The sequence below is a fragment of the Methylobacterium sp. WL120 genome (assembly GCF_008039465.1).
GTDB classification, from domain to species: domain Bacteria; phylum Pseudomonadota; class Alphaproteobacteria; order Rhizobiales; family Beijerinckiaceae; genus Methylobacterium; species Methylobacterium cerastii.
The window spans coordinates 1-23,197 of record NZ_VRUT01000053.1; the positions used below are offsets into that span (position 1 = coordinate 1).

The 23,197-nt window shown below is 71.5% G+C and carries 21 protein-coding genes; 14 read left to right on the forward strand and 7 right to left on the reverse strand.

Translation table 11 applies throughout. The features are described 5' to 3' along the window. On the reverse strand, positions 1 to 358 hold a 358-nt coding region (locus FV229_RS11990), incomplete at its 3' end, for a hypothetical protein (protein WP_147752196.1). A 161-nt stretch (positions 359 to 519) separates the two neighbouring features. Here FV229_RS11990 and FV229_RS11995 point away from each other — a divergent pair. Together FV229_RS11995 and FV229_RS12000 are read left to right on the forward strand one after the other, a co-directional pair. Further along, positions 520 to 1,239 (forward strand): NAD-dependent deacylase, encoded by a 720-nt coding sequence (locus tag FV229_RS11995; protein ID WP_147752197.1) that lies wholly within the window; start codon positions 520 to 522, stop codon positions 1,237 to 1,239. A gap of 251 nt (positions 1,240 to 1,490) precedes the next feature. Then, positions 1,491 to 1,739 carry a hypothetical protein gene (locus FV229_RS12000; RefSeq protein ID WP_147752198.1) on the forward strand — a complete coding sequence of 83 codons (249 nt, stop codon included), beginning with the start codon at positions 1,491 to 1,493 and terminating at the stop codon, positions 1,737 to 1,739. A 613-nt stretch (positions 1,740 to 2,352) separates the two neighbouring features. Here FV229_RS12000 and FV229_RS12010 read toward each other — a convergent pair. The 3 genes from FV229_RS12010 to FV229_RS12020 form a co-directional block, all read right to left on the reverse strand. Further along, complete coding sequence (locus tag FV229_RS12010; protein ID WP_147752200.1) at positions 2,353 to 2,739, reverse strand: hypothetical protein; 387 nt, start codon at positions 2,737 to 2,739, stop codon at positions 2,353 to 2,355. A gap of 244 nt (positions 2,740 to 2,983) precedes the next feature. Then, a complete protein-coding gene (locus FV229_RS12015; RefSeq protein WP_147752201.1) occupies positions 2,984 to 5,323 on the reverse strand; it encodes a xanthine dehydrogenase family protein molybdopterin-binding subunit in 2,340 nt (779 codons plus the stop codon). Further along, positions 5,320 to 5,796 carry a (2Fe-2S)-binding protein gene (locus FV229_RS12020; protein WP_147752202.1) on the reverse strand — a complete coding sequence of 159 codons (477 nt, stop codon included), beginning with the start codon at positions 5,794 to 5,796 and terminating at the stop codon, positions 5,320 to 5,322. The genes FV229_RS12015 and FV229_RS12020 overlap by 4 nt, the downstream gene beginning before the upstream one ends. Before the next feature lie 315 nt (positions 5,797 to 6,111). On the opposite strand from FV229_RS12020, the gene FV229_RS12025 reads away from it, so the two are divergent. Next, positions 6,112 to 6,354, forward strand: coding sequence for a type II toxin-antitoxin system prevent-host-death family antitoxin (locus FV229_RS12025; protein ID WP_147752203.1), 243 nt, complete (start codon positions 6,112 to 6,114; stop codon positions 6,352 to 6,354). Then, on the forward strand, positions 6,354 to 6,776 hold the full coding sequence (locus FV229_RS12030; protein WP_187275128.1) for a type II toxin-antitoxin system VapC family toxin: 423 nt from the start codon (positions 6,354 to 6,356) through the stop codon (positions 6,774 to 6,776). The genes FV229_RS12025 and FV229_RS12030 overlap by 1 nt, the downstream gene beginning before the upstream one ends. Positions 6,777 to 6,839: 63 nt before the next feature. Here FV229_RS12030 and FV229_RS12035 read toward each other — a convergent pair whose 3' ends face one another. Then, on the reverse strand, positions 6,840 to 8,828 hold the full coding sequence (locus FV229_RS12035) for a potassium transporter Kup (RefSeq protein WP_147752205.1): 1,989 nt from the start codon (positions 8,826 to 8,828) through the stop codon (positions 6,840 to 6,842). Positions 8,829 to 9,185: 357 nt separating this feature from the next. Continuing rightward, complete coding sequence (gene ispG / locus FV229_RS12040; protein WP_147752206.1) at positions 9,186 to 10,505, reverse strand: flavodoxin-dependent (E)-4-hydroxy-3-methylbut-2-enyl-diphosphate synthase; 1,320 nt, start codon at positions 10,503 to 10,505, stop codon at positions 9,186 to 9,188. 449 nt (positions 10,506 to 10,954) lie between these two features. On the opposite strand from ispG, the gene FV229_RS12045 reads away from it, so the two are divergent. The 3 genes from FV229_RS12045 to FV229_RS12055 all read left to right on the forward strand — a co-directional run bounded on the left by FV229_RS12045 (position 10,955) and on the right by FV229_RS12055 (position 13,681). Then, the gene (locus tag FV229_RS12045; protein ID WP_147752221.1) at positions 10,955 to 12,094 is read left to right on the forward strand and encodes a patatin-like phospholipase family protein; all 1,140 of its coding nucleotides are present in this window, start codon (positions 10,955 to 10,957) and stop codon (positions 12,092 to 12,094) included. A gap of 80 nt (positions 12,095 to 12,174) precedes the next feature. After that, on the forward strand, positions 12,175 to 12,828 hold the full coding sequence (locus FV229_RS12050) for a sigma-70 family RNA polymerase sigma factor (RefSeq protein WP_147752207.1): 654 nt from the start codon (positions 12,175 to 12,177) through the stop codon (positions 12,826 to 12,828). A gap of 79 nt (positions 12,829 to 12,907) precedes the next feature. After that, positions 12,908 to 13,681, forward strand: coding sequence for an anti-sigma factor (locus FV229_RS12055; protein ID WP_147752208.1), 774 nt, complete (start codon positions 12,908 to 12,910; stop codon positions 13,679 to 13,681). 7 nt (positions 13,682 to 13,688) lie between these two features. On the opposite strand, the gene FV229_RS12060 is transcribed toward FV229_RS12055, so the two are convergent. Then, positions 13,689 to 14,687 carry a bifunctional riboflavin kinase/FAD synthetase gene (locus FV229_RS12060; RefSeq protein ID WP_147752209.1) on the reverse strand — a complete coding sequence of 333 codons (999 nt, stop codon included), beginning with the start codon at positions 14,685 to 14,687 and terminating at the stop codon, positions 13,689 to 13,691. A 256-nt stretch (positions 14,688 to 14,943) separates the two neighbouring features. On the opposite strand from FV229_RS12060, the gene FV229_RS12065 reads away from it, so the two are divergent. From FV229_RS12065 to FV229_RS12095, 7 genes are all read left to right on the forward strand, one after another. Next, positions 14,944 to 16,428: an ATP-binding protein gene (locus tag FV229_RS12065; protein ID WP_246688159.1), complete on the forward strand. Its 1,485-nt coding sequence runs from the start codon at positions 14,944 to 14,946 to the stop codon at positions 16,426 to 16,428. Between the two features lies 1 nt (position 16,429). Then, positions 16,430 to 17,821: a sigma-54 dependent transcriptional regulator gene (locus FV229_RS12070; protein ID WP_147752210.1), complete on the forward strand. Its 1,392-nt coding sequence runs from the start codon at positions 16,430 to 16,432 to the stop codon at positions 17,819 to 17,821. Positions 17,822 to 17,917: 96 nt separating this feature from the next. After that, complete coding sequence (locus tag FV229_RS12075; protein WP_147752211.1) at positions 17,918 to 18,571, forward strand: hypothetical protein; 654 nt, start codon at positions 17,918 to 17,920, stop codon at positions 18,569 to 18,571. A 31-nt stretch (positions 18,572 to 18,602) separates the two neighbouring features. Then, positions 18,603 to 19,076, forward strand: a complete 474-nt coding sequence (locus FV229_RS12080; protein WP_187275129.1) for a hypothetical protein — start codon at positions 18,603 to 18,605, stop codon at positions 19,074 to 19,076. A 98-nt stretch (positions 19,077 to 19,174) separates the two neighbouring features. Further along, the gene (locus FV229_RS12085; RefSeq protein WP_147752212.1) at positions 19,175 to 20,509 is read left to right on the forward strand and encodes an MFS transporter; all 1,335 of its coding nucleotides are present in this window, start codon (positions 19,175 to 19,177) and stop codon (positions 20,507 to 20,509) included. 29 nt (positions 20,510 to 20,538) lie between these two features. Beyond that, complete coding sequence (locus FV229_RS12090; protein ID WP_147752213.1) at positions 20,539 to 21,858, forward strand: metallophosphoesterase; 1,320 nt, start codon at positions 20,539 to 20,541, stop codon at positions 21,856 to 21,858. 79 nt (positions 21,859 to 21,937) lie between these two features. Then, a complete protein-coding gene (locus FV229_RS12095) occupies positions 21,938 to 23,191 on the forward strand; it encodes an arsenic transporter (protein ID WP_147752214.1) in 1,254 nt (417 codons plus the stop codon). Positions 23,192 to 23,197 lie beyond the last annotated feature (6 nt).

Consider the following 23,197-nt stretch of genomic DNA (forward strand, 5'->3'; position numbering starts at 1 on the left):
GCACGGCCCCGCGCACGAGCCAGGGCAAGGCGGCGGTGACGAGGCCGCAGCCGGCGCCGTACCAGAGGAGGCCGCGCCACCGCAGGGTCTCGCCGACGAGCGCGACGAGGGAGGGCGGCACCGCCAGCAGCATGAAGGACGCCTTCGCCAGCCCCGCGACGACGAGCGCGACGCCCTCCGGCGGCAGGCCGGCGGCGAGGTCCGACAGGCCGGCATGAAGCCCGGCCAGCGCTCCTTGCGTCAGCCAGACGCCGGCCACCGGATCGAGCACGAGGGCGCCGAGCAGGATCGCGGCGCCGGCCGGGATCGCGAGGAGCAGGGCGAGGAAGCCGAGGAGGAGGCGGCCGAGGAAGCGCATCGGCGCGTTATAGCCCGGCTTGTCCGCCGGGACGGCATCGCCCTGAAGGCGGTGCCGCCGGGTGGCCTCCGCCGAGCCTCGCCGCGCGCCGCCGGCCCGCCGCGCTCCAGCGCTGAGGTTCCGAGGTGAGGTTCGGGTCGGACGGGTGTAATCTCGCGCCCATGTTCGAACGAAAGCCTCCGAAGAACGTCTTCGTCCTCACCGGAGCCGGGGTGTCGGCCGAGAGCGGGCTCGGCACGTTCCGGGACCGCGGCGGGATGTGGGCGCGGTTCGATCCGATGCGGCTCGCGACGCCCGAGGCCTTCGCGGCCGACCCCGACACCGTCCTCGACTTCTACAACCTGCGCCGGCGCGGGGTGATCGCGGCCGCGCCGAACCCGGCCCACGTCGCGCTGGCCCGGGCCGAGGCGGCTCTGGCCGAGCGCGGCGGGCGGCTGTTCCTGTGCACCCAGAACATCGACGACCTGCACGAGCGGGCGGGTTCGCGCGCCGTCGTGCACATGCACGGCGAACTCCTGAAGGGACGCTGCACGGCCTGCGGCGGCACGTTCGCCTGCCCCGGCGACCTCCACGTCGCCGACGCCTGCCCGCGCTGCGGCGCCGTCGGCACGTCGCGGCCCGACGTGGTCTGGTTCGGCGAGATGCCCCACCACCTCGACGCGATCCAGGCGGCGCTCTCGACCGCCGACCTGTTCGTCGCGATCGGCACCTCGGGCGCCGTCTACCCGGCGGCCCGCTATGTGCGGCACGCGCGAGCGCAGGGCATCCCGACCTGCGAGCTCAACGCCGAGCCGTCCGACAACGCGGACGCGTTCGACGAGGCCCGCTACGGCCCGGCGAGCGAGACGGTGCCGGCCTACTTCGCCGCCCTCGTCTCGTGATCCGATGCATCGGGCCAGAAAACTAGGCAGAATAACGCCGGGCGATTCAGCAGCGCACTGAAAAACCACGCGAATTGCTTTCGGAAACTCAAGTCCAGCTTGCGCGCAATCGGACTTTCTTTGGCGAATCACGCCGGATCGCTCTGTCAAGACATGGACGCTCACGACGCCGTGCGTACAATGGACAAGCTTGGTGCGGTCGCCGCGGCGCGCACCGGCGTTCGATGAAGCCACACGGGAGCCAACAGCCCATGCAGAACTTCACGGTCACGGCCCGCGAGCGCGACACGGTCCTGGCGGCCCTGCGCTACTACCAGTTCTACCGGATGCAGGGTCACCCGTTCGATCCCCGGCAGGACCATCTCATCGACGCGATCGCCGCCGAGACCGGCGACGCCCTCGACGTCGCCGAGATCGACGACCTCTGCGCCGGCCTCAACGGCAACGCGCACGCCCTCGGCGCCACCGCCGCCCGCATCACCTTCGACGCGATCGCCTGACGACGCCCCCGCGGGGCGAGGACGCGCTCTCCGCCCCCCGGCCATGCACCACGCTCGGTGCTCCCTGCGCGCTCGCAGGCTCTAATACTAAGTCTCATGGGTCAGGACCCATGAGGTCCGGCGGATTGCCGCCGCCCCGCAGTCGCGGGGGCCAGACCTCGATGAGTCGGGCTCATCAGGGTCTGGTATAATCTTCGTGCAGCGCCCCGATTCTTACGTACAGTCGCACACAGGCTGCGCGCCACCCGCCCTTTCTCCCGTATGAGGCATAGGACTCACACATCCCTGCTTGTGGAAGTTCGATGTGCGCGCATCCCCTCGCCCCGCCTGCGGGGAGAGGGCTTTGCCGACCTCGTCGTCGGCAAAGCGAGGCGGCAGCCGAAGGTGAGGGGGCTGCCACGGAGGAACCACATCCGTACGCGCCCCCTCACCGTCGCTTCGGCTTCGCCTCCGCTCCCCAGCTGCACGACTTGGTGCAGCCGGACCTCTCCCCGCGTGCGGGGAGCGAGGACCCGTGCCATACCCGCAACTTGAGCCGGATCCATCTGCGGTTGTCCCGTCGATCAACTGACCTTTGTCGGTGCAGCGTCCGGCGTTCGTGAACGCGATAGGCCTACGGAGCCGACTTGAGCTGGCCCTCGGCGCGCGTCACCGCGGCGTCGCAGGCCTTGGCGTCGCCCTTGGCGTCGGCGGTGCGGGCCTCGTCGAGGGCGACCTTGGCCTGCTGGGCGGCGTCGGCGCCCTTGCCGGCCTCGGCCGACTTCTCCGGGGGGGCCTGCGGCGACTGGCCGGGGGCGGTCCCCTCCGTGCCGGTCACGCCCTCGCCGCCGCGCTTGGCGGCGGCACCCTGGCCGCTGGTCGAAGCCGAGATCGCGGCCGTCGCCTCCGCCTTCACCCGCTTGTCGAGGCCGTCGATCCGCTCGGAACAGGGCGAGGCCGAGGCGGATGCGATCAGGGCGGGCGCCGCGAGCAGGGCGGCGAGGTACGCGAGACGCGTCATCGAATGGAATCTCCGGTGTCTTCGAGCCGAACGGGGGAGCCGAACGGCTTGCCGACGGAAACGCGGCATCCGCCGGCAAGGCTCCCCTGAATGGCGGCCCTTACGACAGATGACGCCTTGAAAACGCGCTTCGCAGGCGACGCGCCGTCGCAAGAACGCCGAAGGGCCCGCTCTTCCGGTTGAAGAGGGGCCCCTCGGTCGTCCAATCCGTCACCGCGCCGTCGGGCGGCGCGGGTCCGCCGGCTCAGGCGCTGAGCTGGTCGCGGATCGGTAGCTGGCGCACGCGGCGCCCGGTGGCGGCGAACACCGCGTTGGCGATGGCCGGCGCCACCGGCGGAACGCCGGGCTCGCCGACGCCGCCGAGCGGGCCGTCCCAGGTGCCCGAGTTGACGAGGTGCACGCGGATCACCTTCGGGGCGGCGTCGATCCGAATGATCTCGTAGCCGTCGAAGTTGTTCTGTTGCGCCCGGCCGTTCTTGAAGGTGATCTCGGAGGTGAGCGCGAGGCCCATCCCCATCACCACGGCGCCTTCCATCTGCGAGCGGATGCGCTCCGGGTTGACCTGAGGCCCGCAATCGATCGCGATGTCGACGGCCACCACCTTCACGCCGCCCTTCGGGTCGACCTCGACCTCGGCCGCGACCGCGGTGTGGGTGACGAAGCTGTAGTGACCCGCGAGCCCGAGGCCCCGGCCCTTCTCCAGCTTGCGGCCCCAGCCGGCACCGCCGGCGGCGGTCTCGATCACCCGGCGCAGGCGCCCGGTGTCGATCGGGTAGAGCTTGGGGTCCTCGCCGTGATTCCACACGTCGCCGATCGTCGTCGGATCGATCTTGCGCGCCGGCCCGATCAGATCGAGCAGGTAGTCCTTCGCGTCGCGTCCCGCAGCGTGCGCCAGCTCCGCCACGAACGACTGGATCGCGAAGGCGTGCGGGATGTTCGAGACCGAGCGGAACCAGCCGATCCGGACGTGGGCGGCCGCCTCCGGGTTCTCCAGCCGGATGTTCGGCACCGCGAACGGGGTGTTGACCAGGCCCATCCCAAGTTCGAACGGCAGCTCGTGCTTCGGGTCGGGCGCGAAGATCGAGCCGATCGTCGGCGCCGCCGAGCGATGGAGCCAGGCCACCGGCATGCCCTTGTCGTCGAGGCCCGCCTCGAGGTGCTCGGCCGAGATGGTGTGGTAGTAGCCGTGGTGGATGTCGTCCTCGCGGGTCCAGGTGAGCTTCACCGGCGCGCCTCCGACCTCGCGCGAGCAGAGCGCAGCCTCGACCACGTAGTCGGGCTTGGACTTGCGGCCGAAACCGCCGCCCAGCAGCGTCACGTTCACCCGCACCTTGTCGGCGGGCAGGCCGAGCGCCTTGACCAGCCGGTCGTGGGCGGCCTGCGGACCCTGCGTGCAGGCCCAGGCCTCGCACGCGCCGTCCTTCACCTGCACCACGGCGGCCGGCGGCTCCATCGGAGCCTGGACGAGGTGGGGCACGAAGTAGTCGGCCGTGAGCTTCGTCTTGGCCTTGGCCATCGCCCCGTCGACGTCGCCCTGGTTGCGCACGACCTTGCCGGGTGCACGCGACGCCTTCTCGAGCTCGGTGCGGAACGCGTCGGTGTCGTAGTTGGCGTTCGGGCCGTCGTCCCAGACGATCTTCAGGGCCTCGCGGCCCTTCATCGCCGCCCAGGTGTTCTTGGCCACCACGGCGACGCCGCCGAGCGGCATGAACTCGGACGGGATCGCCCCGCCGTCGATCTTGAACACCTTCACGACACCGGGGACCTTCTTGGTCTCGGTGTCGTCGTACGAGACGACCTTGCCGCCGTAGACGGCCGGGCGCGCGACCAGGGCGTACAGCATGCCCTCGCGCTTCGTGTCGAGGCCGTAGACGGCCTTGCCGGTGGTGATGTCACGGTTGTCGATGATGCCGATCTGGCCCTTGCCGATGTAGCGGAAGGCCTTGGGGTCCTTCAGCACCACGCTCTCGCGGGCCGGCACCGGCAGCTCCGCCGCGGCGGCCGCGACCTCGCCGTAGCCGAGCGTACGCTTCGACTTGGCGTGCGCCAGCACGTGGTTCTCGGCCGTGACCTCGGAGGCCGGCACGTTCCACTGCTTGGCGGCCGCCTGGATCAGCATGAGCCGGGCCGCGGCGCCCGCATGGCGGAAATGCTGGAAGAAGTGGCGCAGGCTCCGCGAGCCGTCGGTGTCCTGGTTGCCGAAGCGCTCCTCGTCGCCCCAGGCCTGGACCACGCCGACCTTCGACCAGTCGGCCTCAAGCTCGTCGGCGACCACGAAGGCCACCGAGGTGCGCACGCCTTGGCCCATGTCGGAGCGGTGGTTGGTCACGGTCACACGGCCGTCGGCGGCGATCGCCACGAAGATCTTCGGGTCGTCGCGCCAGCCGCGCGGCATGCCGTCGGCGCCGAACTTCGGCGGCTCGTCCTTGGCGGCCTCGGCCTTGGCCGTGCCGCGCAGGTTCACCGCGAGCACGAAGGCGCCCAGGCCACCGAGGATGGTGCGGCGGCTGACGTTGGCGATCAGCGGCGTCCGGGTCGGCGTCTCGGCCGCAAGCTCGGCCATCATCTTGGCATCGTGGATCACAGGCGCTCTCCCTTGGTGGCGGGCGCCTGGCCGGCGGCCTGGTGGATCGCGGCGCGGATGCGCGGGTAGGTGCCGCAGCGGCAGATGTTGCCGCTCATCTGCTCGTCGATCTGCGCGTCGGTGGGCTTGGGCGTGTCCTTCAGCAGCGAGGCCGCCTGCATGATCTGGCCGCACTGGCAGTAGCCGCACTGCGCCACGTTGAGGTCGCGCCAAGCCACCTGCACCGGATGGTTGCCGTCGGGCGAGAGCCCTTCGATGGTGGTCACCGCCTGGTCGGCCGCGGCCGAGATCGGGGTGGTGCAGGACCGGGTGGCGGTGCCGCCGAGGTGGATCGTGCAGGCGCCGCACAGCGACTGGCCGCAGCCGAACTTGGTGCCGACCAGCCCGAGCTCGTCGCGCAGGTACCAGAGCAGCGGCATGTCGGGATCGCCGTCGAAGCTGCGTGGCGCTCCGTTCACCGTCAGTTTGATCATTCGCAAAGGTCCTGTCTGAACGCGGATCGCGTCGGGAGGGCTCGACGGCTCGGGTGGGATGCAAGGCCCGCCGAACCGCGACGCCCCCCGGGTCCGCACGTCGTTCTCAGAATGAATTCAATCTACGGCATGCCCGCTCCGCGGTGCAACGCGGGCAAACGACCGCACGCGACGCGAGCCCGGCGCCGGGGGCATGCCGTGTGCGGTGGCGCACGCGATGGGAATCGGGCTTCGAGATCGTCTGGAAGATTGTCGCCATGCGGCTCTTGGACTAAATGACTATCTGAATGGTCATGAAGATGGGTGGAGGTTTCTATGGCGACGGTCAGCCTTGCCGAAGCGAAGGCGCATCTCAGCGCCCTCGTCGATAGGGTCATCGCAGGTGAAGCCGTCACCATCACCCGCCGCGGACGAGAAGTCGTGCGGCTGAGCGCCGTGTCGGAACCGAAGCGGAAGGTCGATCTCGACGCCCTGAGAGCGGTCACGGCACAGATGCCGTTCCAAGACGAAGGTGCAGCAGACTTCATTCGGGCGATGCGCGACGACGAGCGCTATTGATGCCCTACCTCGATACGTCCGTCCTGGTTGCAGCGCTGACTACCGAAGCGAACACGGGACGGATGCAAGAATGGCTCGCCGCCCAGAGGGCCGACGACCTTGCCATCAGTGCTTGGGTCGTAACGGAATTCTCGGCAGCGCTTTCGATCAAGGTCCGAACAGGCGCAATCGATGGAGTGCGGCGATCCGTGGCGCTTGCCGCTTTCGCACAGCTTTCGTCCGCCTCGTTCCGAATGTTGCCTGGGACCGAGGCGACGTTTCGATCCGCAGCGCGATTCGCCGATCAGGCGCGGCTGGGCCTACGAGCGGGCGATGCCTTGCACCTCGCGATCGTCATGGACGAAGGCCTGGTTCTCGCCACGCTCGACAAGCGCCTGGCGGAAGCCGGCGCGGCTCTGGGCGTGCCGACCGACCTTCTTTGACGGCAGCCTCGCTCCGACCGGCAAGCCTCGCTCCGACCGGCAAGCCTCGGATGGCACCAAGCCTCAGACCGTGACCTGCGTCCCGACCTCCACGACCCGGCCCGTCGGGATCTGGAAGAAGTCCGTCGCGTCGTTGGCGTTCTTGGCCAGGGTGATGAAGATCCGGTCCTGCCACAGCGGCATCCCGGAATGGGCGGCGGGGCGGATCGAGCGGCGCGACAGGAAGAACGACGTCGCCATGATGTCGAACTTGAAGCCCTGCTTGCGCAACAGCACGAGGGTCTTGGGGATGTTCGGCGTCTCCATGTAGCCGAACTTCATCACGACCTTGAAGAAGCCCGGCCCGATCGGCTCGAGCCGCACCCGGTCCGGCCCGTTGGCGCGGGGGGTGTCGACGGTCTCGACCGTGAGGATGACGTTCTTCTCGTGCAGCACCTTGTTGTGCTTGAGGTTGTGCAGCAGCGCCGCCGGCGCGATCTCGGGGTCGCTCGTCAGGAACACCGCGGTGCCGCGCACGTGGTGCGGCGGGCTCTTCTCCAGCATGCCGACGAGCTCGAGGATCGGCACGTCGGTCTTGCGGGTCTTGTTGAACAGGATCGTGACGCCCCGCACCCAGGTCCACATCAGCACGATCAGCCCTGCGGCCAGCAGCAGCGGCACGTAGCCGCCTTCCAGCACCTTGAGCAGGTTCGAGAGCAGGAACAGGAACTCGATGACGATGAACGGCAGCATCAGGGCGGCGGCTGCCACCGGCGACCAGCGCCACAGCCGCCAGACCACGAGGAAGGTCATGCTCGCGGTGAGCAGCATCGTGCCGGTGACCGCGATGCCGTAGGCGGAGGCCAGGGCCGAGGACGAGCGGAACACCACCGCCAGCACCACGACGCCGACCATCAGCAGCACGTTGATCTGCGGCAGGAAGATCTGCCCCGAATGCGACTCGGAGGTGTGGCGGATCTCAAGCCGCGGCAGCAGCCCGAGCTGGATCGCCTGCCGGGACAGCGAGAACGCCCCGGTGATCACCGCTTGGCTCGCGGTGACGGTGGCCAGCGTCGCGAGGATCACCATCGGCAGCAGCGCCCATTCGGGAAACAGCTGGAAGAAGGGGTCGGTGGTGTCGGGCTTCTCCAGCACCAGGGCCGCCTGGCCGAGGTAGTTCAGCGCCAGCGACGGGAAGACCAGGCCGATCCAGGCGATCTGGATCGGACGCCGTCCGAAGTGACCGAGGTCGGCGAACAGCGCCTCCGCGCCGGTGACGGCCAGGAACACCGCGCCCAGCGCCACGAGCGCGCCGGTGCCGTGGCCGAGCAGGTAGTGCACGGCGTACCACGGGTTCAGCGCCTTGAAGACCGCGAGGTTTCCGACGATGTGCGGCACGGCCGCCAGCGCCAGGGCCGCGAACCACACCACCATCACCGGGCCGAAGAAGGCGGCGACCTTGCTGGTGCCGCGACTCTGCACGAGGAACAGCGCCAGGATGATCGCCACGGTGATCGGCAGCACCGAGCCCTCGAAGGCCGGCGTGACGAGCTTCAAACCCTCCACCGCCGAGAGCACCGAGATCGCCGGGGTGATCACCGCGTCGCCGTAGAACAGGGCCGCGCCGAGCAGGCCGAGGGCGAACACGATCCGCGATCCGCCGAGCGCCTTCCGCGCCAGCGCCATCAGCGAGAGGATGCCGCCCTCGCCGTTGTTGTCCATGCGCAGCAGGATCGCGACGTACTTCACCGTCACGATCAGGAACAGCGCCCACAGGATCAGCGAGGCGGTGCCGAGCACCTCCTCGGGCAGCAGGATGTTGTCGTAGCGGGCCGGCACCAGCGCCTCGCGGAAGGCGTAGAGCGGGCTGGTGCCGATGTCGCCGTAGACCACGCCGACCGAGCCGACCGTCAGCGTCCACAGGCCCGGGGCGGCATGGCCCTGGCTCTGCCCCTCGACGGGATCGAGGGTGCCGGCCGGCAGGCTCGCGGCCCCGGGCGCGGTCGCCGCGGGTTTGTCCGGCACGGCGCCGGGCTGAGCGGCAGGACCGCTCGGTGTGGCAGGGTGTGTCATCGGGTGCGTTCGAGGCTCAGGCCTGCGCGGCGTTTCGCGGTGTGGCGCATCGAAGGTCCCACCGGAGGATGCGACCGTGTGCGTGAAATGAACCCGCGCGGTCGCGGGGCCCGCCGCTCACGGGGCCTTCGAGGCCCTGCTATCACGCCGGCGCCCGAGCGGGAACAGGGCGGTTCCCAAGCCGCTCTTCCTTCCCCCCTCTGCGGGGGAGGGTGGCCCGCGCAGCGGGTCTGGAGAGGGGAGCGCGTTGTCCGGAAAGGTCGCTCCCTTCTCCCGACCCTCGCTGACGCGAGGCCTTCCCTCCCCCGCAGAGGGGGGGAGGGAAGAGCGCGCGTTACGCTTTACAGTCGGGTCGTCCTACTCCGCGGCGTTGCGCGCGCCCTGGCCGAAGCGGCGCTCGATGTAGTCGATCACCACCGTCTCGAAGTCTTTGGCCAGCGTCGCGCCGCGGAGCGTCATCGCCTTCTTGCCGTCGATGAAGACCGGCGCGGTCGGGGTCTCGCCGGTGCCCGGCAGCGAGATGCCAATGTCGGCGTGCTTCGATTCGCCCGGGCCGTTGACGATGCAGCCCATCACCGCGACGTTCAGGCCCTCGACGCCCGGATAGGTCTTCTTCCACTCCGGCATCGAGGTGACGATCCAGTTCTGGATGTCGCGGGCGAGTTCCTGGAACGTGGTCGAGGTGGTGCGGCCGCAGCCGGGGCAGGCCGCGACCATCGGCACGAAGGTGCGGAAGCCCATGGTCTGCAGCAATTCCTGGCTGGCCTTCACCTCGACGGTGCGGTCGCCGCCGGGCTCCGGCGTCAGCGAGTAGCGGATCGTGTCGCCGATGCCCTCTTGCAGCAGCACGCCGATGGCGGCCGACGCCGCGACCAAGCCCTTCGAGCCCATGCCGGCCTCGGTGAGGCCGAGGTGGATCGCGTAATCCGAGCGGCGGGCGACCTCGCGGTAGACCGCAATCAGGTCCTGCACCGCCGAGACCTTGGCGGAGAGGATGATGCGATCCTTCGGCAGGCCCAGCTCCACGGCGCGCTCCGCCGAGGAGAGCGCCGACTGCACCATCGCCTCGCGCATCACCGCGCGGGCGTCGATCGGCCGGGGAAGCCTCGCGTTCTCGTCCATCAGGTGGGTGAGCAGCGCTTCGTCGAGCGAGCCCCAGTTCGCGCCGATGCGCACGGTCTTCCCGTAGCGGATCGCCTGCTCGATGATCGTCGAGAACTGGACGTCCTTCTTCTCCTTGAAGCCGACGTTGCCTGGGTTGATCCGGTACTTCGCCAGCGCCTCGGCGCAGGCCGGATGGTCGGAGAGGAGCTTGTGGCCGATGTAGTGGAAGTCGCCCACCAGCGGCACGTGGCAGCCGATGCGGTCGAGGCGCTCGCGCACCTTCGGCACGGCGGCCGCGGCTTCGTCGCGGTCGACGGTGATGCGGACCAGCTCCGAGCCGGCCCGCGCCAGCTGGGCGACCTGCGCCACCGTGGCGTCGATGTCGGCGGTGTCGGTGTTGGTCATCGACTGGACGACGACCGGAGCCCCGCCGCCGACGATCACCGCGCCTTCGCCCTCGCCGACGCGCACGCCGACGGTGCGGTGCCGCGGAGCCGGCCCGGCGATCTCCGGTCCGGTCAGGCCCGCGACCTGCGCGGCGAGCGGGTTCTGGTCGAGGCTGGCGGCTTGCATGGCTTCCATCGTGGACCTTCGTTCAAGGCCTTGGTGTTTCGCGGGACGCGATCGGCCGGCGGCTGCGCGCAGCATGCGATCACGTTACGCCCTCGATCGTTTAGCTGCGATTGACGCATGACCGCGTCAATCCCGCGGCCCTGCATGTCTGCACCGCGCGTGTCATGTCGCATCCGCCCGGCGATGTCGAGTTCGCGCACGCCACAGCTCAGGCCGATCGTTCTCCGCGTGCCCCGGAAAGGCGTTGCCCGCCAACGGGATCGCGCGCTCCGCCGTCGGATTCCGAGCGTGCCCCTGCGATGCCGACACCGCCGATCGCCCCGCCTCCGGCAGGGCCGATTCGCGGAACCGTCGGGCGTTCGCCGCGCTTGCGCCGCCGCCACGTCCGTAGGAAAATGCTGCGGTGCGTGCGTTGATATTGCAGTGCAACAACCCATGTCGAGGCGATGATGACGTTGACCTCAAATTCCTCCACCGATCGTCCCGAGCCGGACAACCCGGCCACCGCCGTGCCCGAGCCGGTCTCCGACGGCATCGCCGACAGCCCCTCCGCGCACCCGTCGCACCACGTGCTCGCAGGGCCGCGGGCCGAGAAGAACGTGGCGCTCGCGCTTCAGGGCGGCGGCGCGCACGGCGCCTTCACCTGGGGCGTCCTCGACGCGCTGATCGAGGACGGGCGCCTCGGCTTCGAGGCGGTGACGGGGGCGAGCGCCGGCGCGATGAACGCCGTCGTGATGATCGACGGCTGGCTCGCGGGCGGCCCCGAGGGCGCCCGCGCTGGCCTGGAGCGGTTCTGGCGCGAGGTCAGCCTCGACGGCGACTTCTCGCCCGGCCAGCGCAGCCTGTTCCACGGGATGTTCGGTGCCCTGAAGGGCAACCCGGTGATCGAGTTCTGGTCGAAGGTGCTGACGCCGAGCCCCTACGTCTCGAATCCGCTCAACATCAACCCGCTGCGCAAGGCGCTGGCCGCCCAGGTCGACTTCGAGCGTCTGCGCGAGTCGAACACCGCCGGCGTCTTCGTCTCGGCCACCAACGTCTGGACCGGCAAGCTCGCGGTGTTCGAGCGCGAGCGCCTCACCGTCGATCACCTGATGGCCTCGGCCTGCCTGCCGACCGTGTTCCAGGCGGTGGAGATCGACGGCGTGCCCTATTGGGACGGCGGCTACCTCGGCAACCCGCCGCTCTATCCGCTGCATCGCGGCGCGGTGACCCGCGACATCGTCCTGGTGCAGATCAACCCGGTGGAGCGTCGCGAGACCCCGCGGACCGAGAAGGAGATCCAGGACCGGCTGAACGAGATCACCTTCAACGCCAACCTGATGCGCGAGCTGCGCGCGATCGACTTCGTCGACGGGCTGATCGAGGAGGGCGTGCTCGGCCAGGGCCAGTACCAGCGGGTGCTGGTCCACCGCATCGACGGCACCGACGCGCTGGAGGACTACAACGCCGCCTCGAAGCTCGACGCCCGCTGGCGCGTGTTCCAGCGCCTGCGCGACAAGGGCCGCGGCGCCGCGCAGGCTTGGCTCGCCGAGCATTACGAGAAGATCGGCCGCGACTGCTCCCTCGACCTGCAGAAGGCGTATCAGTAGGCGCTCCGCGCGGGATCGTCTCAAACGGGATTCTCGCTGCGCGGGTGGATTAAAGCCGCGCGCGGGTCCGTTTACGCTCCATGATCGCCGACAAGACCAAGCGTCTCGACATCGTCGACCTGCTGGTGCCGCTACGGCGCTACGCGCGCTCGCTCACCCGCGACACCCTGCGGGCCGACGACCTCGTGCACGACACGCTGGTCCGCGCGCTGGAGGCGGAAGGCAGCCTCCGGCCGAACACCAACCTGCGCACCTGGATGATGACGGTGCTGCACAACGTCTTCATCGACGACCAGCGCCGCAAGCGCGTCGAGACCCGCCACGCCGACGTCCTGGTGCAGATGCACGAGGAGGTGGCGCCGCCGGCCCAGGAGGGCCAAGTCCGCCTCGCCCAGATCCGCCGCGCCTTCCTGACGCTCCCCGAGGAGCAGCGCGCCGCCCTGCACCTCGTCACCCTCGAAGGCATGGCCTACGCCGACGCGGCGGCGGTTCTCGGCATCCCGATCGGCACATTGATGTCGCGTCTCGGGCGAGGCCGGGCGGCGTTGCGCGCCTTCGAGGAGGGCGAGGGCGGCGCGCGGGAGGGCACGGCGCGGAAAGCTCCCGGAAATGCTGCCGAGGAGCCGCGTGCGCGCGGGCCGGAGCGGCCGGGCCTGCGCCTCGTCGCCCGCGACGGCTGCACCGAGGGGCCGGGCGACGCCCCCTCCTTCCGTCGCGCCGTCGGGGACTTCTAATCCCGCCGCGACGAGACGAACGGGCGGCAGGGCGGCGCCCCGCGTCGAGGACGACGAACGAGACGACAGGACGAGCGCGATGACCGACCCGATTGCAGACACCGACCTCATCGCCTTCGTCGACGGGCAGCTCGACGTGATGCGCCGCCTCGACGTGGAGGCGTACCTCGCCGGCCACCCCGACGTCGCCGCCCGGGTGATGGCCGAGATGCACGACCGCGACGCGCTGCGCGAATCCTTCGCCCCGTCGCCGGGCCCGGGGCCCGACCGGCTGCGCCTCGCCGCCCGCCGCCTCGACCGGTCGCTGCGCTGGAGCTCGTTCGCGTCGCGTCTCAAGCGGGCGGCAGCGATCGCCGTGCTCGTCGGCGCCGGCTGGCTCGCGCACAGCGAGGTCGGCCAGTTCGGCGTGCCCGACACCTTCGCGTCGCCGGTCGACCCGGCCCTCGTCGCCGACGCGCAGCAGGCGCGCGAGGTGGCCCGGCTGCGCGCCCGCATCGGCGCGCAGGGCGCGCCGGCCTACGACCGCGACCGGCTTTCGGCCGCCACCGGCATCGCGCTCCCCGCCCTGCCGGACGGCTGGACCGTGCGCGACGTGCAGGTGTTTCCCGCCCGCAGCGGCACCGGGATCGAGGTGGCGTTCTCGGCCGGCGACCTCGGCGAGGTCTCGCTGTTCGCGACCCGGCGCCGCTCGTCCGGCCTCGTGCAGGCGGCCGGGCTCGCCACCGACGTGGAGGATGCCGGCGACGGCGCGACGCTCGCCTGGACCACCGGCGACTCGGCCTACGCCGTCAGCGGCGGCCACGACGCGAAGGATTTGCGGCACGCGGCCCTGGCTTTGGCCGCCGCGCCCTGAGGGCGGCTCAGCCGAGCATCGACGGCGTCCGGTCGGCGGCGAGCATCGTGCGCGCCTCGGCCGAATCGACGTCCATCCGGGCGATCAGCGCCTCGGCGCTCGCGAACCGCTCCTCGCCGCGGATGAAGTCCACGAGTTCGACCGCGATCTCCTGCCCGTAGAGGTCGCCCGAGAAGCCGAACAGGTTCACTTCCAGGAGCGGCGCGCCGTCGTCGAAGGTGGGGCGGCGGCCGTAGCTCGCCACGCCGTCGCGCATCGTGCCATCGGGCAAGCGCACGCGCACCGCGTAGATGCCGTGGGCGAGCGCGCACTCGGTGAGGGCGAGGTTGGCTGTCGGGTAACCCAGCGTGCGCCCGCGCTTGTCGCCGTGCCGCACGGTGGCGAGCACGAACCAGCGGTAGCCGAGCAGTGCGTTGGCACGGGCCACGTCGCCCTCCGCCAGGGCACGCCGGATCGCGCTCGACGAGACCGGCTCGGCCTCGCGGCCCAGCGCCACCGGCGTCACGACGCGGCAGGACAGGTCGATCTCGGCGCAGAGTGCCGCGAGCATCGCCGGCGTGCCCTCGCGTCCGCGCCCGAAGTGGAAGTCGTGCCCGACGACGACGCCGGTGAGGCCGAGGTCGTCGCGCAGCAGCCGCTCCACGAAATCGCGCGCGCCGGTGCCGGCGAGCCCGGCGTCGAACCGGCGCACGATCACCCCGTCGAGGCCGAGCCGGCGGAAGACGATCTCGCGGGCGGCGACGCCGGTGAGGCGGAACATCGGCTTGTCGGGGGCGAAGTAGGCGCGCGGATGCGGCTCGAAGGTGAGGATCGCCGAGGGCGCGCCGGTCTCGGCGGCGGCTCCGCGCACTGCGGCCACCAGTTCGCGATGCCCGCGGTGGACCCCGTCGAAGTTGCCGATCCCCGCGACTGCGCCGCGCAGGGCTGCCGGCACCGGCTCGTCCTCGCGGCAGATCGTGAAGGGCCCGGGAGCTGTCTCGGGAGCCGTCTCGTCGCCTGACGCCATCGGGAGCTTTTGCGGATCGTCCAGTGCGGCGGCCCTCGCCGGAACCGCGGATTGCAGCGCCGCGGACCCTGTCGAAAACCGCCGGGGCGGTCAAGCGAGGGCGGCGCGCTGGGGACCGAACATCGCAAGGCGTTCCGTCCGCTTGGTCGGCCGGCCGGAACATGCGACGAGCGGCAGCATCCGAGGCGGTGGCGCCCGGCCGTTGAGGGGGGCGACGACGCCCGGTGCGCGAGATCCGCTTCGAGCAAGGCCGGCGATGGCGCGGCCGGTGATCCCGCGCTCGCTGCGGGCGCGGCTGCTCGCGCTCTGGCTGCTGCTCCTCGCCTCCGCCGCGGCCACGGGCTACCTGCTGTTCGCGTTCTACAGTCAGTCGGCCGACGTGCAGGTCGGCCAGGCCGAGGTCGCGGTCGCCCGCGCCTGCCGCGAGATCGTCGACCGCACCGCCTTCGTCACCGGCGCGATGGCCTCGACGCGGATCGTCGACGCCAGCGTTCGCGCCGACCTCGCCGACGCGGTGAGCGTGGCGCTCGCCCGGTCGCCCGGCGTCGAGGGCGGGGTCTGGACCGCCGCCGAGGGCTCGGTCGCCTACGCCTTCCCGACCTACGAGGGCACCGGGCCCAAGACCGACCTGCCCTCGGCCGAGCGCGAGAGCATCGCGCAGATCAACGCCGACGCGCTGCGCACCGAGCGGCCTGCCGCGCTCCGCCGCCCGAGCCGGACGCAGGCGCTGCTGCTCCAGGCCTGCCCGCTGCGCGGCCCGATCGCCGGCGCGACCGCCTGGACCATGGCGCGGATCCAGACCGACCACGGGCCGGCCTACCGGCAGCTCCTCGCCGGCTTCGCCTTCCTCGCCGCCACCGTTCTCGGCTCGGCCCTGTTCCTCGGCCGCTTCCTCTACGGCTTTTCCGGCCACATCGCCCGGCTGAAGGCCCAGCTCGCCGCGCCGCGTTCCGAGCGCGGCGACCTGCCCGACCTCGCGCCCACCGGCGAGCCGGAGCTCGACCGCCTCGTCGATGCCTTGAACGCGGCGAGCGCACGCCTGCGCGAGGCGCAAGGGCGCGCCGTGGCGGCGGAAAAGCTCGCTGCGGTCGGGCGCCTGTCGGCAAGCGTCGCCCACGAGATCCGCAACCCCCTGTCGGCCATGCGCCTCAAGGCCGAGAACGCCCTGGCGAGCGGCGACCCGGCCCGCGCCCGCGGCGCCATCGAGACCGTGCTGCAGCAGGTCGCGCGCATCGACGGCCTGCTCGCCGACCTGCTCGGGCTGACGCAGACGCGGCCCCCCGTGCGGGCGCCCGCCGACGTCGCCGCCCTCGTCGAGGCCAGCGCCCACCTGCACGAGGACCTCGCCCGCGAGCAGAGCGTGCGGCTCGCCGTCGAGACCGACGGGCTGCCGCCCGGCGCCCGGGTCTCGATCGACGCCGGCCAGGTCGCCCGGGCGCTCGACAACCTCGTGCTCAACGCGCTCCAGCACGTGCCCGAGGGCGGCCTCGTCCGGCTCGCCGCCGCCCGGGTCGGGGAGGGCGGCGGCGCGCGCCTGCTGCTGACGGTGTCGGATACCGGGCCGGGCGTCCCCGCCGCGATCCGGGCCGAGCCGTTCGAGCCCTTCGCCACCGGGCGCCCCGACGGCACCGGCCTCGGCCTCGCCATCGTGCGCGAGATCGCCCGCGCCCACGACGGCGAGGTCCGGCTGATGGAATCGACCGTCGGCGCCACCTTCGAGATCGACCTGCCATGGCTGTGAGATGGCGCTGATCCTGATCGTCGACGACGACGCGGCATTGGCCGAGAGCTTGGCCGAGACCATCGCCGACCTCGGCCATCGCCCCCTCGTGGCGGCGTCGGGCCGCGAGGCGCTGTCGCGGCTGGCGGCCGAGCCGCGGGTGGCCGCGATCCTCCTCGACCTGCGCATGCCGGGCGACCTCGACGGCATGGCGGTGCTCGCCCGCATCCGCGCGCAGGACAGCCCCCCGCCGGTCACCGTGCTCACGGCCTACGCCAACGCCGGCAACACCATCGAGGCGATGCGCCTCGGCGCGCACGACCACCTGACGAAGCCCGTCGGCCGGGCCGACCTTGCGGCGGTGCTGGCGGCGATGCTCGAACGGCCGGCGATCCCGTCGAGCTCTGCCGTCGAGCCCGGCCCCGGCGACGGCCTCGTCGGGTCGAGCGCCGGGATGCGGCGGGTCCAGAAGACGATCGGCCTGGCCGCCGACAGCGACGCGACCATCCTGATCCGCGGCGAGACCGGCACCGGCAAGGAGCTGGTGGCACGCGCGCTCCACACCTACGCCCGGCGGCGCACCGGGGCCTTCGTCCCGGTCAACTGCGCCGCGATCCCCCGCGACCTCCTCGAGAGCGAGCTGTTCGGCCACGTCCGCGGCGCCTTCAGCGGCGCGGTGACGGACCGGCCCGGCGCCTTCCGGGAGGCGCAGGGGGGAACGCTGTTCCTCGACGAGATCGGCGACATGCCGCGCGAGATGCAGGCCAAGATCCTGCGGGTGATCCAGGACAAGGTGGTGGCGCCGGTGGGCGGCCGCCCGGTCGCCGTCGCGGTGCGCGTGGTGGCAGCCACCCACCGGGACCTGCCGGGGATGGTCGCCGCCGGCACGTTCCGCGAGGACCTGTACTATCGCCTCAACGTCGTGCCGATCGCGCTGCCGCCCCTGCGCGAGCGCCTCGCCGACATCCTGCCGCTGGCCGAGCACTTCCTGGCCGGCGCTGGGCTCGGGGGCAAGCGCCTGACGGCGGCGGCCGCCGCGCGGCTGCTCGGCCATGCCTGGCCGGGCAACGTGCGCGAGCTGCGCAACGTGATCGAGCGCGCCGGCGTGCTCGTGCGCGGCGACGCGATCGACGCGCAGGACCTCGACCTGCCCGCCGCCTCCCGCAAGCCCGAGCCGGTGGACTGGCTCTCCGGAGACCTGCCCGGCGCCGTCGCGCGGCTGGAGGCCGCGATGATCGCAGCCGCCCTGGAGGCGGCCGGCGGCAACCGCACCGCGGCGGCCCGGCGTCTCGGCATCCAGCGACAGCTGCTCTACGCCAAGATCGAGCGCTACGGCCTCGGCGCACCGCCGGACGGGACCGACCTGTCCGATATTCCGACGGATACCGTCGTGAATCCCGACGGTCGAGCTTGACCGTTGCACGCGCAACTGTCTGATCCGTAAGCTTTTTGTCCGTGGCACGGAGGGTGCCATGGCCCTCCCGTGATGTCATTGCGACAGGGAGGCTTCGTGCGACACGGTCAAACGCTCATCGCGTCCGCGATCCTGGCGCTCGCCGCGTCATCGGGCGGTGCGACGGCGCAGTCGGTGTTCGATCCGAGCGGCTTGCCTCAGACTCGCGGGACAGTGCGGCAGTACACGCTGACGCCGCGAGGCGACGTCGACGGCCTGATCCTTACCGACGGCACCGAGGTGAAGGCGCCGCCCCATCTCAGCGCGCAGCTCGTCTTCGCGGTGCGCCCGGGGGACGCCGTCACGATCCACGGCCTCAAGGCCCGCGCATTGCCGCTGGTGGATGGCAGCCTGATCCGCAACGACGCCACCGGGGCGACGGTGGCCGACCTCGGCCCGCCCCGGCGCGACCGCGCCGAGACGACGGTGAGCGGGCGCGTCGGCATGGCGCTGCACGGCAAGCGCGGCGAGATCAACGGCGTCCTGCTGGAGGACGGCACGCAGGTGCGGATGCCGCCGCGGGAAGCCGAGCGCTGGAGCGTCGAGCTCCAGGCCGGGCGATCCCTGACCGTCCGCGGAATCCTCCTGCGCACCGCCCTCGGCACGGTGATGGAGGCGCACGCCGTCGGCGCCTCCGCCGGGGCGATGACCGAGATCGACCCTGGGCCGCCGCCACCGCCTCCGCCGGACGCTCCGCCGCCTCCGCGCTGAACCCAACGTTCCCCAACCCGTCGAGACACACATGACCACCATGAAAGCCGCCGGCATCGTCTGGGGCGTCTTCGGCCACCGCTTCGCCATCGAGGGCGCCGACGGACGCCACCTCGCCGACCTCGGGCCGAAGGGCGCCGAGGGCGTCGCGCTCCGCGTCGGCGACGCGGTGACCGTCGAGGGCGAGAAGAAGCCCTCGGAGATCAAGGTCGCGCGGCTCACCACCGCCGACGGCACGGTGCACGCGGTGACCTGGCCCGACAAGCACGCGGATTCGGAGGGCGACCCCGCCGCCGCGATCGCCGCCGCCGAGGCCGCCGGCTACCGCGTCACGGGCGAGCCGGAGCGCAAGCCCAAGCACGTCGAGGTGCCGGCCGAGAAGGACGGCCGCGCCGTCCGCCTGCACGTCGACCGCGACGGCACGGTGCGCGAGCCGAAGCCCAAGACCCAAGCGAAGACCGAGTTGAAGACCGACTCCAAGTCCGCCTCGGCCGAGGCGGCCTGATCGGTCGACCGAGGCGGAACACCGCCGCGGTCGAGGACTTGAGCACGCGGCCGAGCGGAGCGATCCGCCCGGCCGCAGGACAGACGAGGGGGGACGGCGTGAGCACGACACAAGCGGGGGCGAGGGGCGGCACGGCCGACCCGGCGCCGACGGCGAAGACCCTGCGCGGGCTCGACGCCCTCAACTTCTTCCTCGCCGACGTGCGCGACGGCCTGGGGCCGTATCTCGCGATCTACCTGATCGCCGTGCGCGGGCCCGACCAGGGCTGGAACGAGGCGACCACCGGCCTGATCATGACGATCGCCGGCGTGGCCGGCCTGATCGCGCAGACGCCGGCCGGCGTGCTCATCGACGGCACCAACGCCAAGCGCGCCGTGGTGATCGCCGCCGCGCTCGCGGTGACGGCGAGCTGCCTCGCGCTGCCCTTCATCGGCAACTTCTACCTCGTCGCCGCGACCCAGTCGGTGGCGGGCGTCGCCGGGGCGATCTTTCCGCCCGCGCTCGCCGCCATCACCCTCGGGATCGTCGGCCCCAAGATGTTCTCGCGGCGGATCGGCCGCAACGAGGGCTTTAACCATGCCGGCAACGCCGTCTCCGCCGCCCTCGCGGGTGGGCTCGCCTACTTCTTCGGACCCGTCGTGGTGTTCTGGCTGATGGGGGGGCTCGCCGTCTGCTCCGTCGGCGCGATGCTGCTGGTGCCGGCCGACGCCATCGACGACGACCTCGCCCGCGGCATGACCAAGGAGCAGGAGGCGGCCCGGGACGCGGCGGGCAAGGACGACGCGCCGTCGGGCCTCGCCACCTTGCTCAAGAACAAGCCGCTGCTGCTCTTCGCCGGCCTGTGCGCGCTGTTCCACCTGTCGAACGCTGCGATGCTGACCTCGGTCGGGCAGCTCCTCACGCACCTGTCGGGCAAGGACCACGCGACCTCGTTAATCGCGATCTGCATCGTCGCCGCGCAATGCGTGATGGTGCCGGTGGCGATGTTCGTCGGCGCCAAGGCCGACGCGATCGGCCGCAAGCCGATCTTCCTCGCGGCCTTCGGCGTGCTGGCGCTCCGCGGCGTGCTCTACACGCTCTCCGACAACCCGTTCTGGCTCGTCGGCGTCCAGCTCCTCGACGGGGTCGGCGCCGGCGTCTACGGCGCGCTGTTCCCGGTGGTGGTGGCCGACCTGACCCGCGGCGGCGGACGCTTCAACGCGGCCCAGGGCGCGGTGGCGACCGCGCAGGGGCTCGGCGCCGCGTTCAGCGCGACTTTCGCCGGCCTGATCATCGTCTCGGCGGGCTACTCGGCCGCGTTCCTGGCGCTGGCGGCGACCGCCGGTCTCGGCTTCGTCCTCTACCTGACGCTGATGCCCGAGACGCGGGACGAGGCCGCGGTCGGGGGCGGCTCGGACGGCGGCATGTCGTCCGCGATGCCCGCGACCGCCTGATCGGACAGACCGTGGACGAAACCGCCCCCATGCCGCACGAGCCCCCGCCGAACGCCGCGAGCGGGACGCCGACTCCCGAACCGCTCGTGTTCCTGCATGTCGGCGACCTTCACCTCACGACGCCCGACGCCCGTAACGCCGACGACTTCCGCGCGATCCTCGATCAGATCGCGGCGATCGCGCCGCGGCACCTGTTCGATTTCGTCTACCTGCCGGGCGACCTCGCCGAGAACGGCTGGGCCTGCGAATACGCGATCCTCGCCGACGCCCTCGCCCGGCAACCGCAACTGCCGGTCCGTCTGATCCCCGGCGACCACGACCGCCAGCAGGGGGCGATGGACGACTTCCAGGCGTTCCATGCCGGGCTCGTGGCGTCGCGCGGGCTGGAACCGCCGCGCAACTGGACGCTCGACCAACCGCCGGTGGGATCGCCGGTCGAGACATGGCCGACGGCGGAGATTCCGCATTACTGCGCGTGCGAGGACATCCGCGGCGTCCGCTGCCTGTTCGTCGACATCGTCAGCCCGGGCTACGGCCGGAAGGGGATCGGCCTCGATTTCCGGCTCGGGCCGCATCAAACGCTTTGGCTCAGCGAGGCGCTGGTGCGGGCGGCCGAGGACGGGGTCCCCGTCGCGGTCTTCATGCACGCCTATCCCGACGACCTGCGCGAGCCCGACGACCGGGCCGACGTCGGAGGGCTCTTCTGGGAGGCGGGCGTGCGCCTCGTGGAGATGGGCCACACCCATTACAACGAACTCGCGCATGACGGCTGCACGCTCTACGCGGCGGCGCGCTCGGTCGGGCAGAACGAGGACGGCTCGGTCGGCTACGCGGTGTCGGCGATCGACGGGCCGGTGACGAGCTGGCGCTTCAAGCCCCTCGACCGGCCGTGGCCGTTCGTGCTGATCACCAGCCCCGCCGACCGGCGCGTGGCGACGCGGCCGACGTCCAAGCGGAACACCGGCATGAAGGGGATCAAGCGGGGTCGGATCAAGGTCCGCGCCGTCGTGCTGTCCGACGTGCCGCCGAAATACGTCCACTGCCGCGCCGGGACCGGCGCATGGCACCTGATGACCCTCGTGACGGGGCGCGTCTACGAGGCATGGCTTCCCTGGCCGAAGGGGGCCTCCGAGATCCAAGTCGAGGCCGTCCATCCGGACTGGAAGGGGCACGGGCCGGATCTCGTCGACACCGACGTGATCGAGCCGGTCACCGTCTTCGACGACCCGGACCTTGCGCTTTCGATCCCGACGAAGCCCGGAAGCGACGTGCCGCGAGTCGATGCGTGGCCCGAGAAGGGCGTGCGCGGCGACCAGCTCGGGCCCAACCGGGCCGGGCGCAAGTGGTGAGCGCCTGACACCAGGCTTTCGAGACGCAATGCGCCCTGCGGGGCGCCGGGGGACTATCGACGTGATCGCTGGACTGGCCATGACACCCAACCTCGCGACCTGGGGGATCGCGGGCGCCGCGACGCTCGGCGTGATCCTGCGGCCGTTCGGATGGCCGGAGGCGGTCTGGGCGGTGCTCGGGGCCGTCCTCCTCGTCGTCCTCGGGCTGCTGCCCTGGCACGATGCGCTCGACGGCGTCGCCAAGGGGACGGACGTGTACCTGTTCCTCGTCGGCATGATGCTGCTCGCCGAAATCGCGCGGAAGGAGGGCCTGTTCGACTGGCTCGCGACGATCGCGGTGCGGATGGCCAAGGGCTCGGCCACGCGGCTGTTCCTGCTGGTCTACGTCGTCGGCACGGTGGTGACGGTGTTCCTGTCGAACGACGCCTGCGCCGTGGTGCTGACGCCGGCGGTCTACGCCGCCACCAAGGCGGCGAAGGTCGAGAACCCGCTGCCCTACCTGTTCATCTGCGCCTTCATCGCCAACGCGGCGAGCTTCGTGCTGCCGATCTCGAACCCGGCCAACCTCGTCGTGTTCGCCGACCACATGCCGCCGCTGGGGGAATGGCTCAAGACCTTCGGCCTGCCCTCGGTGCTGGCGATCGTCACCACCTATCTCGTCCTGCGCGTCACGCAGAACGGCGTCCTGAAGAGCCAGGAGATCGCCACCGACGTCGAGGCCGCGTCGCTCGGGCTCGGCGGCAAGGTCGCCGGTGCCGGCATCGTCGCCACCGCGGTTGCGCTGATCGGGTCGTCGGCGGCCGGGATCGAGCTCGGCCTGCCGACCTTCATCGCGGGGCTGGCCACCACCCTCGTCGTCCTCGCGATCAAGCGCGGCGGCCTCGTCGCGGTGGTGAAGGACGTGTCGTGGAGCGTGCTGCCGCTGGTGGCCGGCCTGTTCGTCCTGGTCGAGGCGCTGGAGAAGTCCGGCGTCCTCAAGATGATCGCCGACCAGCTCAAGGCCTACGCCCAGGCCGACCCGGCGGGCACCGCCTGGGGCTCGGGCGTCGTCGTGGCGGTGGGCTCGAACCTCGTCAACAACCTGCCGGCGGGGCTGCTCGCCGGGGCCGCGGTCCACGCCGCCGCGGTCTCGAAGACCATCGCCGCCGCGATCCTGATCGGCGTCGACCTCGGCCCGAACCTTTCGGTCACCGGCTCGCTCGCCACGATCCTCTGGCTCACCGCGATCCGGCGCGAGGGCGAGGATGTCGGCTTCAGGCGCTTCCTCAAGCTCGGCCTGCTGGTGATGCCGCCGGCCCTCCTGCTGGCGCTCGCCGGCCTGCTCCTCGTCTGACCTCTC

Coding starts and splice junctions, on each gene's coding strand:
- FV229_RS11995 (WP_147752197.1), top strand. CDS start 520: ATGTTCGAACGAAAGCCTCCGAAGAACGTCTTCGTCCTCACCGGAGCC.
- FV229_RS12000 (WP_147752198.1), top strand. CDS start 1,491: ATGCAGAACTTCACGGTCACGGCCCGCGAGCGCGACACGGTCCTGGCG.
- FV229_RS12010 (WP_147752200.1), bottom strand. CDS start 2,739: ATGACGCGTCTCGCGTACCTCGCCGCCCTGCTCGCGGCGCCCGCCCTG.
- FV229_RS12020 (WP_147752202.1), bottom strand. CDS start 5,796: ATGATCAAACTGACGGTGAACGGAGCGCCACGCAGCTTCGACGGCGAT.
- FV229_RS12025 (WP_147752203.1), top strand. CDS start 6,112: ATGGCGACGGTCAGCCTTGCCGAAGCGAAGGCGCATCTCAGCGCCCTC.
- FV229_RS12030 (WP_187275128.1), top strand. CDS start 6,354: ATGCCCTACCTCGATACGTCCGTCCTGGTTGCAGCGCTGACTACCGAA.
- FV229_RS12035 (WP_147752205.1), bottom strand. CDS start 8,828: ATGACACACCCTGCCACACCGAGCGGTCCTGCCGCTCAGCCCGGCGCC.
- ispG (WP_147752206.1), bottom strand. CDS start 10,505: ATGCAAGCCGCCAGCCTCGACCAGAACCCGCTCGCCGCGCAGGTCGCG.
- FV229_RS12045 (WP_147752221.1), top strand. CDS start 10,955: ATGACGTTGACCTCAAATTCCTCCACCGATCGTCCCGAGCCGGACAAC.
- FV229_RS12050 (WP_147752207.1), top strand. CDS start 12,175: ATGATCGCCGACAAGACCAAGCGTCTCGACATCGTCGACCTGCTGGTG.
- FV229_RS12055 (WP_147752208.1), top strand. CDS start 12,908: ATGACCGACCCGATTGCAGACACCGACCTCATCGCCTTCGTCGACGGG.
- FV229_RS12060 (WP_147752209.1), bottom strand. CDS start 14,687: ATGGCGTCAGGCGACGAGACGGCTCCCGAGACAGCTCCCGGGCCCTTC.
- FV229_RS12065 (WP_246688159.1), top strand. CDS start 14,944: ATGGCGCGGCCGGTGATCCCGCGCTCGCTGCGGGCGCGGCTGCTCGCG.
- FV229_RS12070 (WP_147752210.1), top strand. CDS start 16,430: ATGGCGCTGATCCTGATCGTCGACGACGACGCGGCATTGGCCGAGAGC.
- FV229_RS12080 (WP_187275129.1), top strand. CDS start 18,603: ATGACCACCATGAAAGCCGCCGGCATCGTCTGGGGCGTCTTCGGCCAC.
- FV229_RS12090 (WP_147752213.1), top strand. CDS start 20,539: ATGCCGCACGAGCCCCCGCCGAACGCCGCGAGCGGGACGCCGACTCCC.
- FV229_RS12095 (WP_147752214.1), top strand. CDS start 21,938: ATGACACCCAACCTCGCGACCTGGGGGATCGCGGGCGCCGCGACGCTC.